This window comes from Enterobacter sp. KB-221C9 (assembly GCF_041320715.1).
Classification (GTDB): Bacteria; Pseudomonadota; Gammaproteobacteria; order Enterobacterales; family Enterobacteriaceae; genus Enterobacter; species Enterobacter asburiae_D.
The window spans coordinates 174,606-190,596 of record NZ_JBGIWG010000010.1 but is presented as its reverse complement, the minus strand read 5'-3'; the positions used below and the strand labels follow the sequence as shown (position 1 = coordinate 190,596).

At 53.9% G+C, this 15,991-nt stretch carries 17 protein-coding genes; 9 read left to right on the top strand and 8 right to left on the bottom strand.

Annotation, left to right across the window (positions count from 1 at the left end; translation table 11 throughout):
- The 4 genes from AB8846_RS16285 to AB8846_RS16270 form a co-directional block, all read left to right on the top strand.
- On the top strand, nt 1-322 hold a 322-nt coding region (locus AB8846_RS16285; RefSeq protein ID WP_370733172.1), incomplete at its 5' end, for a retron Ec48 family effector membrane protein.
- A 321-nt stretch (nt 323-643) separates the two neighbouring features.
- Nucleotides 644-1,684: an NAD(P)/FAD-dependent oxidoreductase gene (locus tag AB8846_RS16280; RefSeq protein WP_370733171.1), complete on the top strand. Its 1,041-nt coding sequence runs from the start codon at nt 644-646 to the stop codon at nt 1,682-1,684.
- Between the two features lie 137 nt (nt 1,685-1,821).
- The gene (locus tag AB8846_RS16275) at nt 1,822-2,346 is read left to right on the top strand and encodes a hypothetical protein (protein WP_370733170.1); all 525 of its coding nucleotides are present in this window, start codon (nt 1,822-1,824) and stop codon (nt 2,344-2,346) included.
- Between the two features lie 304 nt (nt 2,347-2,650).
- Nucleotides 2,651-2,896 carry a hypothetical protein gene (locus AB8846_RS16270; protein ID WP_370733169.1) on the top strand — a complete coding sequence of 82 codons (246 nt, stop codon included), beginning with the start codon at nt 2,651-2,653 and terminating at the stop codon, nt 2,894-2,896.
- A gap of 144 nt (nt 2,897-3,040) precedes the next feature.
- Here the strand turns inward: AB8846_RS16270 and AB8846_RS16265 are convergent, their stop codons facing one another.
- The 3 genes from AB8846_RS16265 to AB8846_RS16255 form a co-directional block, all read right to left on the bottom strand.
- A complete protein-coding gene (locus tag AB8846_RS16265; RefSeq protein WP_248206102.1) occupies nt 3,041-3,256 on the bottom strand; it encodes a DUF6500 family protein in 216 nt (71 codons plus the stop codon).
- Between the two features lie 94 nt (nt 3,257-3,350).
- Complete coding sequence (locus tag AB8846_RS16260) at nt 3,351-3,668, bottom strand: YebG family protein (protein WP_370733168.1); 318 nt, start codon at nt 3,666-3,668, stop codon at nt 3,351-3,353.
- A 76-nt stretch (nt 3,669-3,744) separates the two neighbouring features.
- Nucleotides 3,745-4,725: a nitrilase family protein gene (locus AB8846_RS16255; protein ID WP_370733167.1), complete on the bottom strand. Its 981-nt coding sequence runs from the start codon at nt 4,723-4,725 to the stop codon at nt 3,745-3,747.
- A 100-nt stretch (nt 4,726-4,825) separates the two neighbouring features.
- Here AB8846_RS16255 and AB8846_RS16250 point away from each other — a divergent pair, with 100 nt between their 5' ends.
- Nucleotides 4,826-5,740, top strand: a complete 915-nt coding sequence (locus tag AB8846_RS16250; RefSeq protein ID WP_370733166.1) for a LysR family transcriptional regulator — start codon at nt 4,826-4,828, stop codon at nt 5,738-5,740.
- Here the strand turns inward: AB8846_RS16250 and AB8846_RS16245 are convergent.
- Nucleotides 5,664-6,014: a helix-turn-helix domain-containing protein gene (locus AB8846_RS16245; protein WP_029739383.1), complete on the bottom strand. Its 351-nt coding sequence runs from the start codon at nt 6,012-6,014 to the stop codon at nt 5,664-5,666. The two genes, AB8846_RS16250 and AB8846_RS16245, sit on opposite strands and share 77 nt — an antisense overlap.
- A 336-nt stretch (nt 6,015-6,350) precedes the next feature.
- Here AB8846_RS16245 and AB8846_RS16240 point away from each other — a divergent pair, with 336 nt between their 5' ends.
- Nucleotides 6,351-7,526: an efflux RND transporter periplasmic adaptor subunit gene (locus AB8846_RS16240; protein WP_063930566.1), complete on the top strand. Its 1,176-nt coding sequence runs from the start codon at nt 6,351-6,353 to the stop codon at nt 7,524-7,526.
- Between the two features lie 24 nt (nt 7,527-7,550).
- Complete coding sequence (oqxB, locus tag AB8846_RS16235) at nt 7,551-10,706, top strand: multidrug efflux RND transporter permease subunit OqxB (RefSeq protein WP_370733165.1); 3,156 nt, start codon at nt 7,551-7,553, stop codon at nt 10,704-10,706.
- Between the two features lie 97 nt (nt 10,707-10,803).
- Here the strand turns inward: oqxB and AB8846_RS16230 are convergent, their stop codons facing one another.
- The 3 genes from AB8846_RS16230 to AB8846_RS16220 all read right to left on the bottom strand — a co-directional run bounded on the left by AB8846_RS16230 (nt 10,804) and on the right by AB8846_RS16220 (nt 13,486).
- Nucleotides 10,804-11,283 carry an Rrf2 family transcriptional regulator gene (locus AB8846_RS16230; protein WP_025760257.1) on the bottom strand — a complete coding sequence of 160 codons (480 nt, stop codon included), beginning with the start codon at nt 11,281-11,283 and terminating at the stop codon, nt 10,804-10,806.
- 137 nt (nt 11,284-11,420) lie between these two features.
- Nucleotides 11,421-12,809: a sensor histidine kinase gene (locus tag AB8846_RS16225; RefSeq protein WP_370733164.1), complete on the bottom strand. Its 1,389-nt coding sequence runs from the start codon at nt 12,807-12,809 to the stop codon at nt 11,421-11,423.
- On the bottom strand, nt 12,809-13,486 hold the full coding sequence (locus AB8846_RS16220) for a response regulator transcription factor (protein WP_033145395.1): 678 nt from the start codon (nt 13,484-13,486) through the stop codon (nt 12,809-12,811). Before AB8846_RS16220 ends, AB8846_RS16225 begins: the two co-directional genes overlap by 1 nt.
- Before the next feature lie 202 nt (nt 13,487-13,688).
- On the opposite strand from AB8846_RS16220, the gene AB8846_RS16215 reads away from it, so the two are divergent.
- Nucleotides 13,689-14,525, top strand: coding sequence for a MipA/OmpV family protein (locus AB8846_RS16215; RefSeq protein ID WP_370733163.1), 837 nt, complete (start codon nt 13,689-13,691; stop codon nt 14,523-14,525).
- A gap of 122 nt (nt 14,526-14,647) precedes the next feature.
- On the opposite strand, the gene AB8846_RS16210 is transcribed toward AB8846_RS16215, so the two are convergent.
- Entirely contained in the window at nt 14,648-15,196 is a 549-nt protein-coding gene (locus AB8846_RS16210) for a hypothetical protein (RefSeq protein ID WP_235836580.1), read from the bottom strand.
- A gap of 211 nt (nt 15,197-15,407) precedes the next feature.
- On the opposite strand from AB8846_RS16210, the gene AB8846_RS16205 reads away from it, so the two are divergent.
- Nucleotides 15,408-15,833 carry a VOC family protein gene (locus AB8846_RS16205; protein WP_370733162.1) on the top strand — a complete coding sequence of 142 codons (426 nt, stop codon included), beginning with the start codon at nt 15,408-15,410 and terminating at the stop codon, nt 15,831-15,833.
- Nucleotides 15,834-15,991 lie beyond the last annotated feature (158 nt).

The following is a 15,991-nucleotide window of genomic DNA, read 5'->3' as shown; positions in this document are numbered from 1 at the left end:
GTATAATATTATTTTTAACAAGTCTCGTTCAGGATCTACATCTATATCTCAAGACTACTGCAATCTGATAGTTAAAATAAATGGCGCTATTAGTGACTCAAATACTGCATGTTCACAAGCTAAATCAGGTTCTTTCTCTTACGTAAGGCATCAAAATAACATCACAACTTTGCTTCGAGATTTTGGGATAATCCATCCTCGATTGCCTAGAAATGATTACTATGAGGTCGAAGATCAAGTTTTTGAATTGATAGATAATATAAATAGAGAGTTTTGTTATTCATCATCCATAGAACCGTTAGTAAAAAGACTGTATAGATAGTGACTGCAGGTTGATCAATACGATTGTGGTTGATAGTGAAATAGATGAAAATTGGGTTAGTAGTATTTAAAAAAAAAGGCATAAAAATATGAAAGAGCCATTATTGGTAGCTGACAATTCCATCTAAAAGGAGATGTCAGTTTTTGCCACCAGACGGAAATATAATAAGGTCATAAGTTCCGTGATGAGCACCGAAAAGACGTCTTCTGCTGCGGTCCTGAACCGCTGCGCCCACGAATTTTGCAATCCTACAAAATTGTCTGTAAGGGATTACTTTCCCATCTTGGCATGAACATGTTCCCCACACAGGAGAAGGGCACCATGACCCATAAAAAAAGGATTGTCATCGTAGGTGCTGGGATCGCTGGCGTATCTATCGCATGGCATCTCGCCCACCGTGAATTTGACGTCACCCTCGTTGAACAGGATATGCCTGCGTCAGGTGCAACCGGCAGCGCGTTTGGCTGGCTGACCGGTGTGGTGAAGGATGATGCGGCTGACGTGCTTATCCGGCGAGCTGCACTTGCGGACTGGCGCAGGCTGGAAGAACACATACCGGAACTGAACATTAAATGGAGCGGTTCGTTAACCTACGGCCCGGCATCCGGGTCCTGCCTGCAGGACGAACGTCTCCTCCACAAGGCGGAGATTGCCCGCCTTGAACCTGCTTTGAACAATCCTCCCTCAGAGGCCCGCTATGCTGCAAAAGATGGTGCCATTGACGCCGCCAGCGCAACGCGACTATTGCTCGACAAAGCCTGTGAGAAGGGCGTCGTCCTAAATACCCAAACAACCGTTACGGGCCTTTACATGTCTGAAGGGAAGGTAACAGGCGTCCTGACCTCTCGGGGGAAGCTGGCCGCAGATTGCGTCGTGCTGGCCTGCGGTACAGGAATTCCAGCGCTGACTGAGCGGGTGGGTATTCATGTTCCGGTTTTGTCATCACCGGCCATATTGCTGCGCTTTGCGGCCTCCCGGAACGTGGTCAACACGATCCTCTCCGGTGATGATATTGAGGTTCGGCAAGCGCACAACGGGGATTTATTAGCCGCAGAAGATTACCCGGCAAGCGGCAACGTCAGAGAAACGGCGGAGGCTGCACAACGCGCGGTAAGAGGCAGGCTTACGGGCGCAGAGTCGGCTGCTCTGATCCAGTACTTAACAGGAGAGCGTCCTGTTATTCAGGATGGGTATCCCGTTCTTGGTTTTGCTGATGAGAATAGGACGGTTTACGTCGCCTCTATGCACCCAGCCGTTACGTGCGCAGCGACGATTGGCAGACTGGTATGCGAAGAATTATGCGACGGTCAGAGCAATGCAATCCCGCAAAGTTACCGGCCCTCTCGCTTTATAGATAAATAGCGTTCGTGGAAAGATATCACTACCGACATGAACGATGGCGTGATGTAAATCGTAAATGAGCCTCTACCGCATGAAGAGGTTGTTTCAACGATGAGACGAAGTACGTATAGTAGTATGACATTACAAGACATGAAAATATGACTATGTTCAGAATCCTCGCCTCGGCTTCACTCCTGCTGTTTCCAATAATTTGCTTTGCGGCCTCGCATGAAGAGGTATTGCGTTTAAATGCAGAACAAAAGGTTGGTAGTGAGGTTGTTTGTCATGTTCCACTGAATATTATTGTGGATCAGAAGCCCGTCACACTTGATTTTAAAAACAGTATGACCGTGATTTCAAATCAAGGTAACAATCGAACGTATCAGGTCATCACAACATTTGTACCCTATGGCACAGCCACAGCTGTGATCACACAACGCTATCGCCTCAACGTCATAACTGATGAAACAGGCCAAATACATAAAATCGATCCGAACAGTGTTAGCGTAACCAGTCCATACTCTTCGGAGATGGCCCAAAAAAATGAGACCCAGCTTCGCAGTGCCCCAGAGAGTTATCAATCTGACAGCATGGTTACAGTGACCGATTTCCCGAACTACACCATTCAAGGTTATGAAAATGGTCCTGTCACTCGGTGTGCTATTTTGTCTAAACACGAGTAGTTATCGCCACCCGGATAAATATGGGTTAAGTATGAGCCGAGGGTTAACTGTTAAGCTGTTACAACAATTCGCACTGATTAAAGGGCAATAAATAAAGGGCTGCTTACACTCTAATGATTATATAGCGTGCCGGTAACCACATCTGCCTTTGGCTAAAACTGACATTGCAAGAATAGTAGGTCTGATTTGGACGAGGAGCGGAAGTTTAATTTTCTACTATTTTTAGCTGCCAGATTCTGGAAGAATTAATATATAGCATACTATTTTTGCGACCCACTACCAGTGCTCCGGATATATTGATCATATGCGTAAATTACAAAAACTAATTGCAGCCGAGCGTACCAACTTTTCACCGTACAGCAGCCTCTCTCCGAAGGAGATATCTCGTATCGCATCTAAATGTCGGAAGGATGAAGTTGCCGATGCGCATATCTTGATAAAGGAGTTCATGGCTGAGTTGGCCACAGTTCCTGATTGGGATGGTGATACACATGATGACATCTGGAGGTCCATCGAACTGTTCAGAGCAATCCTGCAAAAGGTGAAATAAAAATGATGCTAGCGTCCCTTCTTGGCACGATGTTGCAACAGCCGCTACTTTGGGGTTGACCAGATCACAGCCTCTAGCCTGGAAATGTACGGCGAGGTATTGCGAACCTGCTTTTGCCTTTCAGTCTACGTTAAGACGCAGCTGTTACAGGGCTGAGACGAGCTTTCTGATCTTTTCAGCCTTTTCAAAATGGTCCAGCTTCATCTCCATAATCCACCAGTGCGCCACTTCCATAAGCAGTTCAGGATCGTCATTTTTATTAGCAAAAAAAGCATAAAACGAAAGCCCAACATCGCTTCCCTTAGAGGCGATTTTTGAATCACAGATCCTAATGATTTTTTCCTTCATTCCTTGCCGCACGTCATCTCCTTTACGCTTTACATATTCTGGCTAAAAAAAGCCGCAAGCAGATGGCTGCTTACGGCTCCAGGGGCGGTGATGATTTTTCTGACAATCAGGCCGCTTTCACAGCCCTGATTTTTTTCGTATCAGCCGCGTCGGATTCTGCTTTATCCGTTGCAGCTGGGGCATTGAGATCGGGAAGCTTGCTGGTACGCAGAATATACTGCACGGTCTCTTTCTGCTCGGCGAGATACAGGCCAAGATTTTCTGCCTGCGTTTCATCCATCTGCATTCCGCTTTGCAACAGCCAGTCGGTGAACGCGTCTGCCATATCGAGCAGCTTGTCGTGAGCGTCAGCCTCTTTCTTACTGGCAAATGTCATTTTCTCTTCACCTTTTCTTACGACAACAAATTTTGTTTCAACAGCCATTATGCGCACCTCATACTGTAATTATATACAGTATAACAGTTCCGGGTTTATGTTGCAGCTAAAAATTGCTCACATTTTAGCGAGCAGGGGGCACATTCGAAAATCGTGCGCTAATCGCATCACGTTCATAGCCCTGGGGCTGCGTCAGTATCTGGTATAAATCAGGGCGGCGACCGTGGATCCAGCGGCGTCCGGTGCTCATAGCAAGCAGGCTTAAATCGAGTTCAGCGCTTACCATCGCATCTTCAGCCGCCCAGGTTTCGTTCACGATCCTGCCATACGGGTCGAGGATCATGGCATTGCCCGTGCGCACTTCGTCGTCATCGGCACCGACACCGTTGCTGAAGAGAAGAAATAACCCGTTGTCATGCGCGCGGGCAGGCAGCCAGCGCATGAGCCATTCCCGACCGCTTGGCCCTTTGAAAGCCGCGGTAATTTCTTCCTTGCGCGTTTCCCGCTCCTCCCAGAGCGCCAGCGGAATAGGCTTCATCCCGTGTGGGCTGCGAGAATCCGTACCGCCCGTTTGATGCGGCGCGATAAGAATATCGGCACCCAGAAGCGCCGTCGCGCGCACATTTTCGACCAGATTATTGTCCCAGCAAATCAGGATACCGACCTTCACGCCCCACGGCGTATCAAAAACGGTAAAGCTGTCCCCGCTGCTGATGGCCGGATGTTCAAAAGCATGGAGTTTACGATGCGTATGCATTGAGCCGTCCGGCATGCAGGCAACATATGCATTGTAGAGGCGGCCATCGTCGGCGCGTTCAATAAGACCGGCGCCAATAAGCATTTGATGTTTTATCGCCAGGGAACGAATGAGCGTCAGGGAAGGGCTGTCTGCAATTGGCTCTGCCAGCGCAGACACCTCCGCTGCGGTGAGCTTAGGGACATGCCAGTAGCCGGTGATACACATTTCAGGGAAAGTGAGAATCTTCACCTGCTCAAGGGCAGCCCGTTCAATAAATTTCTCCATTATCAGGAGATTGTATTTTTTGTTACTGGCCTGATGCTGAAACTGTACGGTTGCCGCCTTTAAGGATGTCAGTGCGTTCATGTTGCGTCTCCGGTTGTCATCGAGACTGAATTACATAACGATTGCCGATAACTGTATAATCAAATCATTTCCGAATTCGATAACCATCTGGAATGCAAAAATGAACACCCGGTTGCTAAAGGCCTTTTTGATACTGGCTGAAAAAGGAAATTATGCCGATGCGGCGCGGGCGCTGTTTATCTCACAGCCGGCATTGACCAAACAGATCAATCTCCTCGAATCCCTGGTGAATATGTCTCTTTTTTCACGAGGTCGTCACGGCGCAATACTGACGGCCAGCGGCAGGCGTTTGCTGCCAGAGGCTGAAAAAGTCGTCAGGCAAAGCCAGCTATTTATACAGCATGCTGAGCGGGTATCGAAAGGAGTTGAAGGGCATATCGCCGTCGGGTTCGGACTTTCAAGCTTTTATCTGGCGCCACGCTGTATCGCTGACTTTCGTCGAGACTACCCGGAAGTAGAACTGTCATTGACGGATCTGCCTTCCTTCCAGCAGTACGAGCGATTGCAAAACGATGAGCTACAGGTCGGTTTTGTCAGGGTTCCTCCCCCCGTGGCGCTTGAATACCTGCCGTTATTTACCGATCGGCTGGTTCTGGTTGCACCCGCCGCGTCGCCGACGATGTCTGTTGGCGAGTGGCTGACGAAACGCCCTCTGTTGCGGCTGTATGATGAGCGGGGACGGGGCTTAAACGCGCAGATTGACCGCTTCCTGCACGACAACGGCCTTTTCGTCTCATCGACTCAGCTGACTGACGATATCCAAACTATCGTCGCGATGGTGGTTGCGGGTATCGGTGTGGCCATTCTGCCCACCAGCGTGACGCATATCGCGCCGCCGGAGCTGGCGATTATTCCGCTAACGGGGGAGTCCATCAGCTGGAAGGTGGGCATCGCCTGGGACGTAGGCAGGGAGGATCTCATCCGTGACAACTTCATTGCTAGCGTAGCTGCTGCGTTTCCGGGCCAGCCATGCTGCGCCGCCATGCCCCAGGCGCCTGACCATACTGACGCTTAAAGCTGCGGTTGAAGGACTGCTGGGAGTCAAAGCCCAGCGCGATCGCCACGTTCAGAATCGGTTCATCGCTGCGGGTTAAGCGCTCAACCGATTTTTGCAGCTTTTGCGCGCGAATATACCCGGCGAGGGGATAGCCCGTATGCTCTTTGAACAGGCGCTGAAGGTGCCATTTTGAGTAGCCGGAACGCCTGGCGACGGACTCAATGTCCAGACGGCTATCCAGGTTGTTGTCGATCCAGTCGAGTAAATCATGCATAAATGCGCCAGTGTTCATCTGGTTACCCCCACGCTGTCTGCCTAAAAGTATCTTTGTCTGTTGCATTAAAAGGTGGCGCGTTTTTGTATTAATTGCAAGTTTTATTGTTGCATTTAAAGCCTTGACCGAAACGGGTCTTTTTACATCCGCTCAAATAGCACATAAAGTGCAACAATTATTCTTGCACTTAGTTAAGCGCCTTCCTACAATCGCCGCGATAGTGTATTCGCAACTGTTACAGTTTTGTGGCGATGAACGACACAAATGGCCTTAAGACAGCCACCGGACAAAGGAAGTGGCGCGGTGCCTCCTGCTGCGTCTTGCCCGGCGGCGACAATTACCGGAATAAAAATAATGAGCCTGCAAAAAACCTGGGGTAACTTTCATCTGAACGCGCTGGGGGTCATGTTGCTCTCCGTGCTGCTCGTCGGATGCGACAACAGCGTCGCGCAAAATGCCGCGCCGCCTGCGCCCGCCGTCAGCGCTGCTGACGTGGTGGTGAAATCCATTAGCCAGTGGGATAGCTTTAACGGCCGGATTGAGGCGGTGGAGAGCGTTCAGCTTCGTCCGCGCGTTTCCGGCTACATTGATAAAGTGAATTACACCGACGGCCAGGAAGTGAAGAAGGGCGAGGTGCTGTTCACGATTGATGACCGAACCTATCGCGCGGCGCTGGAACAGGCGCAGGCGAACCTGGCGAGAGCCAAAACGCAGGCCAGCCTGGCACAAAGCGAGGCTAACCGTACCGATAAGCTGGTCAATACCAACGTTGTCTCCCGCGAAGAGTGGGAGCAGCGTCGTTCGGCCGCCACTCAGGCGCAGGCCGATATTCGCGCCGCGCAGGCGGCAGTGGACGCCGCGCAGCTCAACCTGGACTTCACCAAAGTCACCGCGCCTATCGACGGTCGCGCCAGCCGGGCGCTGATCACCAGCGGGAACCTGGTGACTGCGGGCGACACCGCCAGCGTCCTCACCACGCTGGTCTCGCAGAAAACCGTTTACGTCTACTTTGACGTGGACGAGTCAACCTACCTTCACTACCAAAATCTGGCCCGCAGCGGGCAGGGGGCGTCCAGCAATAACACGGCGCTTCCGGTTGAGATTGGCCTGACGGGCGAGGAGGGCTATCCCCATCAGGGCAAAGTGGACTTCCTGGATAACCAGCTGACGCCGAGCACCGGCACCATCCGCATGCGCGCGCTGCTGGATAACGCGCAGCGTCAGTTCACGCCGGGACTTTTTGCCCGCGTACGCCTGCCGGGCAGCGCGGAGTTCAAAGCCACGCTTATCGACGACAAAGCGGTGCTGACCGATCAGGATCGTAAATACGTCTATATCGTCGATAAAGAGGGGAAAGCGCAGCGTCGTGACATCACGCCGGGCCGTCTGGCAGACGGTTTACGCATCGTGCGGCAGGGGCTGAACCCTGGCGATAAAGTCATCGTCGAGGGTTTACAAAAAGTGTTTATGCCGGGTATGCCGGTTAACGCCAAAACCGTTGCCATGACCGCCGCCAGCGCCCTCAACTGATCCCTTGACCTGAGAATCCAACCCATGGACTTTTCCCGCTTTTTCATCGACAGGCCGATTTTTGCCGCGGTGCTGTCGATTCTGATTTTTATCACAGGGTTAATCGCCATCCCGCTGCTGCCGGTGAGCGAATACCCTGACGTCGTGCCGCCAAGCGTGCAGGTGCGCGCGGAGTACCCGGGCGCCAACCCGAAAGTGATTGCCGAGACCGTGGCGACGCCGCTGGAAGAGGCGATCAACGGCGTTGAGAACATGATGTACATGAAGTCCGTCGCGGGTTCCGATGGCGTGCTGGTGACCACCGTCACCTTCCGTCCGGGAACCGACCCGGATCAGGCGCAGGTTCAGGTGCAAAACCGCGTCGCGCAGGCCGAAGCGCGTCTGCCGGAAGACGTGCGGCGTTTGGGCATTACCACTCAGAAACAGTCCCCGACGCTGACGCTGGTGGTGCATCTGTTTTCGCCTAACGGCAAGTATGACTCCCTGTATATGCGTAACTACGCCACGCTGAAGGTGAAGGACGAGCTGGCGCGCCTGCCCGGCGTCGGCCAGATCCAGATTTTCGGCTCGGGTGAATACGCAATGCGCGTCTGGCTGGATCCCAACAAGGTGGCGGCCCGCGGGCTAACCGCGTCGGACGTGGTGACGGCGATGCAGGAGCAGAACGTGCAGGTGTCCGCCGGGCAGCTTGGCGCCGAGCCGCTGCCGAAAGAGAGCGATTTCCTGATCTCCATTAACGCCCAGGGCCGTCTGCATACCGAAGAAGAGTTTGGCAATATTGTCCTGAAAACGACGCAGGACGGTACGGTCGTCCGCCTGCGCGACGTGGCGCGTATCGAAATGGGGTCCGGCAGCTATGCGCTGCGTTCCCAGCTGAACAATAAAGACGCGGTCGGGATTGGTATTTTCCAGTCTCCGGGGGCGAACGCCATTGATTTGTCTAACGCGGTGCGCGCGAAAATGGACGAATTGTCCACGCGCTTCCCGGCGGACATGAAGTGGGCGGCACCTTACGATCCGACCGTTTTCGTGCGCGACTCCATCCGCGCGGTGGTGCAAACGCTGCTGGAAGCGGTGGTGCTGGTGGTGCTGGTGGTGATCCTGTTCCTGCAAACCTGGCGCGCGTCGATCATTCCGCTGATCGCGGTGCCGGTTTCGGTGGTGGGTACCTTCAGCATTCTCTACCTGCTGGGCTTCTCGCTGAATACCCTGAGCCTGTTCGGGCTGGTGCTGGCCATCGGTATCGTGGTGGATGACGCCATCGTGGTGGTGGAAAACGTCGAGCGAAATATCGAAGAGGGGCTTGCTCCGCTTGCGGCGGCGCATCAGGCGATGCGCGAAGTGTCCGGGCCGATCATCGCGATTGCGCTGGTGCTGTGCGCGGTGTTTGTGCCGATGGCGTTCCTCTCGGGCGTTACCGGGCAGTTCTACAAGCAGTTTGCGGTGACGATCGCGATTTCCACGGTCATCTCCGCCATTAACTCGCTGACGCTCTCTCCGGCGCTGGCGGCACTGCTGTTAAAACCGCACGGCGCGCCGAAGGATTTCCCGACCCGGCTTATCGATCGTCTGTTCGGCTGGATTTTCCGTCCGTTTAACCGCTTTTTCCACCGCAGCTCGAACGGCTATCAGGGGCTGGTGGGCAAAACGCTGGGACGACGCGGCTCGGTATTTGTGGTGTATCTGCTGCTGCTCTGTGCCGCAGGCGTCATGTTTAAAGCGGTGCCCGGCGGGTTTATTCCGACGCAGGATAAGCTGTACCTGATTGGCGGCGTGAAAATGCCGGAAGGTTCGTCGCTGGCGCGCACCGATGCGGTGATCCACAAAATGAGCGAAATCGGGATGAATACCGAAGGCGTGGACTACGCGGTTGCGTTCCCGGGGCTGAACGCGCTGCAGTTCACCAACACGCCGAATACCGGGACGGTGTTCTTCGGCCTGAAGCCGTTCGACCAGCGTAAACATACTGCGGCGGAAATTAACGCGGAGATCAACGCGAAAATCGCGCAAATTCAGGAAGGCTTTGGCTTCTCCATCCTGCCGCCGCCGATTTTAGGGCTGGGTCAGGGGTCGGGCTATTCCCTGTACATCCAGGATCGCGGTGGTCTGGGCTATGGCGCGCTGCAAAATGCGGTAAACACCATGTCCGGCGCGATTATGCAGACGCCGGGAATGCACTTCCCGATCTCAACCTACCAGGCTAACGTTCCGCAGCTGGACGTGCAGGTCGACCGCGATAAGGCGAAAGCGCAGGGCGTATTGCTGACCGATCTTTTCGGTACGCTGCAAACCTATCTGGGCTCGTCGTACGTGAATGACTTCAACCAGTTCGGGCGTACCTGGCGCGTGATGGCGCAGGCCGACGGGCAGTTCCGCGACAGCGTGGAAGACATTGCGAATCTCCGCACCCGTAACAGCCGGGGCGAAATGGTGCCGATTGGCAGCATGGTGAAAATCACGACCACCTACGGGCCGGATCCGGTGATTCGCTACAACGGTTACCCGGCGGCGGATTTGATTGGCGATGCCGACCCGCGCGTGCTTTCGTCTGCGCAGGCGATGACGCAGCTGGACGCGATGTCTAAGCAGATCCTGCCGAACGGGATGAACATTGAATGGACGGACCTGAGCTTCCAGCAGGCGACGCAGGGCAATACAGCGCTGATCGTCTTCCCGGTCGCGGTGCTGCTGGCGTTCCTGGTGCTGGCGGCGCTGTATGAAAGCTGGACGCTGCCGCTGGCGGTGATCCTCATCGTGCCGATGACCATGCTCTCCGCGCTGTTTGGCGTCTGGCTGACCGGTGGCGATAACAACGTCTTCGTGCAGGTAGGGCTGGTGGTACTGATGGGGCTGGCCTGTAAAAACGCGATTCTTATCGTGGAGTTTGCCCGCGAGCTGGAAATTCAGGGCAAAGGCATTATGGAAGCCGCGCTGGAGGCGTGTCGCCTGCGTTTACGCCCGATTGTGATGACCTCCATCGCCTTTATTGCCGGGACCATTCCGCTGATCCTCGGCCACGGCGCGGGCGCAGAAGTGCGCGGCGTCACCGGCATCACGGTCTTCTCCGGGATGCTTGGCGTGACGCTGTTTGGTCTGTTCCTGACGCCGGTATTTTATGTGACGCTGCGTAAGTTCGTGACGCGCGGCAAAAAAGAGGAAAGGGACGTTCTGCCCGCATAGGGACGTTGCCGATAATAAAAAACCGCCTTCACTGTGAAGGCGGTTTTTTTATATCAGAATGTAGGCCGGGTAAGCGCAGCGCCACCCGGCAAGATCGTTACGACGTTTTTTGATACTGGGCAATAAGGTCGGGGAGCGGATCCCATCCGCTGCTGTCGGCGTTTTTGACCGCTTCCAGGGCGCTTGCCACGGTGTGGCGGGCTAATACCGCTAACGACGCCTGCTCAGCTTCTTCGGAGATAGACTTGAAGTACCAGCAGGCGTTAGCGCTGACCACGCAGCGGGCCGGTACGTCAGGGCGCGAGGCCCAGAGCTTTTTATCTTCGATGACCGAAAGGTAGATGTCGCGCAGGGTGATCTCTTCCGGCGGGCGGCCAAGATGAATTGAGCCGTTACGGCCAAGCGTTGAGACGATAATGCCGTCGCGCGTCAGCGGAACCATCAATTTGCGGATGAAGCTCGGGTTTGCTTCCAGGCCGTAGGCCAGAATTGCACTCGTCGAACGTTCGCCCAATTGCTCCGCCATCGCTACGCTGAGAACCATCTGCAAAGCTGTCGGGAAGCGGTAATCTAACATTTTTGTATCCTGGGTCGCGGTGAATCTTGTTCTTTTTGGCACCGCAGAGGTGAATAAGCAATAAACAACAATATAACAAATACGGTAATTATTTTGAAGCAATCTGCGGCATTTGCGATCGAACACCCTTTTCCTGTTTAGCTAAACGTGCGGTTCGGGAAGTCAACCGTCACCATCAGGCCACCTTCTGCGGAAGTGCTCAGGTTTACGCTGCTGCTGTGCTGCTGCGCCACAGCTTTGACGATGGCAAGCCCCAGCCCGCTGCCGCTTTGCACCTGATTGGGATCGCGAAAAAACCGGTCGAAAGCGCGCTCCCGCAGCTCAACCGGAATACCCGGCCCTGCATCTGACACGCGAAGCCGCGCGAAGCAATCTAATGTACGGGCATCGACCTGAATCCGCCCGCCCTCAGGACTGTACTTCACGGCGTTCTCAATGAGGTTATCAATGAGCGACACCAGGCGTTCCCTGACGCCTGGGACCCAGATTTCATCCTCGGCGAAGAATTCCAGCTCAATCCTGCGCGCAGAAGCCAGCGGCTCCAGCTCGGCCATTCGCTCCTGAATGAGCGTCGTCAGTGGCACGGGCTCCATGTCCGTATCAATGCGCGCTTCACTGTGCATCATCAGCAGCAGCTGGTTGACGAGACGGGCAGCGCGGCTGTTGCTGCGAATCACCCCGGCCAGAAGCTCCTGCTGGCTCTCGCTGATGACCCAGGTTTGCAGCGCTTCCACGTTGATGCGCATCGCCGCGAGGGGCGTACGCAGCTCGTGCGCGGCATCCGCAATGAAAACCCGTTCCCTTTCCGCGCTTTCACGCACCCTGGCAAGAAAGTCATTGATCGCGTCCACCATCTGGCGCAGCTCCCTGTGCCTGGGAACGGCTTTTAAGGGAGAGAGATCGTCAGGCGTGCGTAACGTAATTTCATTGACCACCTTGTTCCAGGGGCGCATCGCAATGCGGATTGAGAGCCACGCGGGAAACAGCAGAAAAGGGAAGCAGACCAGCAGCGGCAGGATGTAGTAGCCGCGCGAGTTCAGGTAGATAAAGAAGTTCCAGCCGCTGGCAGGGGTGAAAAGGGTAACCTCCACGTCGGAGCGAGGGGATTTGAGGGTGCGGCTGGTCCAGACGCGGCCTTCACTCTGCACATGCTCCATTTCCCCCAGCCGGGTGTTTGTTACCCCTGCGGGCGCTCCCTGCGATGAAAATATAACGGCATTATTCTTGCGAACGATGAGGTTAATCGACAGCACGGGATCTTCCCCGCCGCCATAGCCCTCACGCAGCGCCTTGCTGAAGGATTCCAGCACTGCGGTGCGATCCTGCGGGTGTTCGTCCATCCGCTCTACCAGGGTAAAAAGGGTTTCGTAGGTATTACTCCCCGTGAGGATGGGAGGACTGCGCAGGTCCTCCCACAGAATGAAGGTTACAAAAAGACACCACAGCAGGGTAAGCAGCAGCATCTGGGCGATGATAATTCGCCGTACCAGGGTTGGGCGTCTCAGGTGATACCAGACGTTTTGCATTAACCGGTCACCTTCTGGACTGAGACGGTATCAATGACATACCCGACGCCACGCACCGTTCGCACATAGCCGTCGCCGATCTTTCGCCGCAAATTCCCCATATGCACGTCGAGCGCGTTGCTGAGGTTCTCTTTGTTGCCGAATATCCGTTCTTCCAGAAACCGTCGCGTAATCACGCGGTCCGCGCGCAGCATCAGCGTTTCTAGCAATGCATATTCACTCGCCGTCAGGTCTACGTGGCGCGCGCTCACCGTCACGCGACGCGTCGGGACATGAAGAGATAGGCCTCGAATTTCTATCGCCTCATTCTCGAAACCGTAGCTGCGCCGCGCCAGGGCTCTGACTCGCGCCAGCAGCTCGGCGAGAATAAAAGGTTTGACGAGATAGTCGTCCGCACCGGCATCCAGCCCGCAAAGCCGATCCTGCAGCGTGCCTCGCGCGGTCAGGATGATGACCGGGATCCCCTTGAGCTGCTGGCGCAAACGCGTCATCAGGCTCATGCCATCGCCGTCGGGCAGCCCCAGGTCGAGCAAAATAAGTTCCGGCACGCAGACGTCCAGCTGATGCAGCGCATCCTCTTTACGGCGAACCCATATGACGTCAAAACCTTGATCTGAGAGGGCGATACGTACGCCATTGCCGAGATCCAGGTCGTCTTCGATTAGTAGAATTTTCACACTGGCAACTGTATCAACCGTGAATGAAGAACATCTTAAGAAAAAAACGGTATCAGGAAACCAGTCCGGTTTACAGCACCTGCTCGCGCTTCAGTGTTTCTTCATATTCGGCTCATCAGAACCTTAGGGTCGGTATTCAGAATGGGCGTTCTGGCGGTTAACCGCATGCATCGTCATCATTTGAATCCAAAGGGCTTCCGTAATGAGAAACATCGAACTGCGTCATACGTTCCCCCATTTATCTTCGGGCTGCAGCCTGAAAAACATCGTGCCGGGCGTCGTTCTGGCGTTACTGGCCACGCCCGTACCGGCGGCAGAACAGGGCCAGGGTAACGTCTTAACCCTGGGGGGCGGCGTGGACGTCGCGCCACGCTACTCGGGTTCAGATAAAACCCGCGTCAGCGCGGCTCAGGTGGTGGATTACGCCATGGCAAACGGCTTTTTTATCGGCACCACGCGGGGTATCGGTTACGGCAACAGCATCGGCAACCTGGACTACAGCGCCGCGCTGAGCTATCGAATTGGCCGTAAAGATAAAGACGTGAGCAGCGACTCGATCAGCTCCGGCAGCGACGAGCTGCGGGGGATGGGCGAGATAAAAGGCTCGGCAATCGTTGTGCCTGGGCTGGAGTACAAGGTAACCGACTGGCTTCATCTGAAGCTGCAGGCGGAGGTACCGATTTCTGAGAGGGACAACGGTGAAGCGGTGCATTTCGGCATTTCCAGCCCGTTCTATACCTCACCAAAAAATGAGGTGACGCTGGCGCTGACCGGCAGTTGGGGATCCGACAAGTATATGCAGACCTACTACGGGGTCAGCGCCGCTCAGTCGAGCGCATCGGGATTTGCCCGACATGATGCCGGGGCCGGGATTTATGCTTATTCGATGAATCTGGACTGGACCCACAGGCTCACCTCGCGCTGGAGCGTGCTTGCCTCAGCGGGCGTTACGCAGCTGACGGGGGATGCGGGTGATAGTCCCATTGTGCAGCGTAAAACATCACCCACGGGAAGTTTGAAGGTGACGTACAGTTTCTGATTGTTGGCTGCGATGGCTTAACGTTTTGAGCGCGCACCAGCGGTAATTTAAGCCGCTCCGGTTGAGATGGCGGGGCGGTTCCCTTTGCAGACAGTTACAGCACTGCACTCGCGGTTAAGGGTTTATCTAAAGCTCCATTGTGCCGTAATGACAAACACGGAGGGTATAATAATACCCACATCCATTCCAAAATAAGACGTAAAATTATACTGGAATCCATGATATATGTACGGAGAGAACCCTATCCCTGTTACTTTTTTAAAATCATGGTATGAACCATGGTCGCCACAATCATCGAACGTATCAAAGAAAAATTCACCTACATATCCATAGATTCCTTTAAAAACCCAACCGTTATCCCATCCAGCCCAGTCTCTTCTCACGCCGGCAGCCAGGCATCTGTCATTAAAGCTGTTTTTCATTGTGCCTAGCACAACACTGTATTTTGACGTATCCGAGAATTTCCTCTCCACGGAAACAAACTTATTTTCAAAGTTCTCCGTGTATTGCCCGTGATTATGCGTCAGATGATAAACGTATGATCCCGTGTTTATTGAATACAGATTTATTTCGTCTGCAAAGCAATGCGATGTAACCAGATAAAAACTTCCGCACCACAGCCATGTGGGATATCTTTTCCGATCTGTCTGCTTATGTGGAATATTATCCATATTCGCTCACTTTGGCCAACGTACTGAAATTATAAGGCCCGATCTTCGGCCTTCAGCTGAACAAATTTTAGCATACGTACGGAAACTTGAGGTCTTCACGTCACGGGGTGGGGGGCTGAGATGACCTTGCAGAACAGCTTCTGCGAACCTTGAATCTTAGACTGTGAGGTATAATCGCCGTTCAGATAAACGGCAAAGAGGATGAAACAAGATGCTGACTTATATCACTCTAGGTACAAATGACCTTCAGCGCGCCGTGGCGTTTTATGACGCTATTTTTAACGTGCTTGGTTATTCACGTTTGCCTGCCTGGACAGAGGACTGGGCAATGTGGGGAGATGAAAATAATCCGGATGAGGGGTTCAGCTTCTGCATTTGCCCTCCTTTTGACGGGCATCCTGCAACGGCGGGAAACGGAACTATGTTCGCATTCCGTGCAGATAACGCGGACCTTGTCAGACGGTTCCATGCCGCAGGCCTCCTCGCGGGAGGGAAGAATGAAGGCGCGCCAGGGACACGAACCGCGTACGGCCCCGATTTTTATGTTGCCTATCTGCGCGATCCTGACGGGCATAAGCTGGCATGCGTTTGTCAGCATTATTCTCCTGAAGCCGATACGTTCACGGACGAAGAATAGTCACGAGCGGTCGTTTTTGAACTATGTTTAACACCAGTCAGAATAATAAATAGTTGAAGTGTTATTAAATTCTGAACAGTGGCGGTCTTAATCCGGAGCATTTGAAAGCCAGAACCTCACTGAGAAGTGTGCCAACATGACGCGGGTAATATTTATAT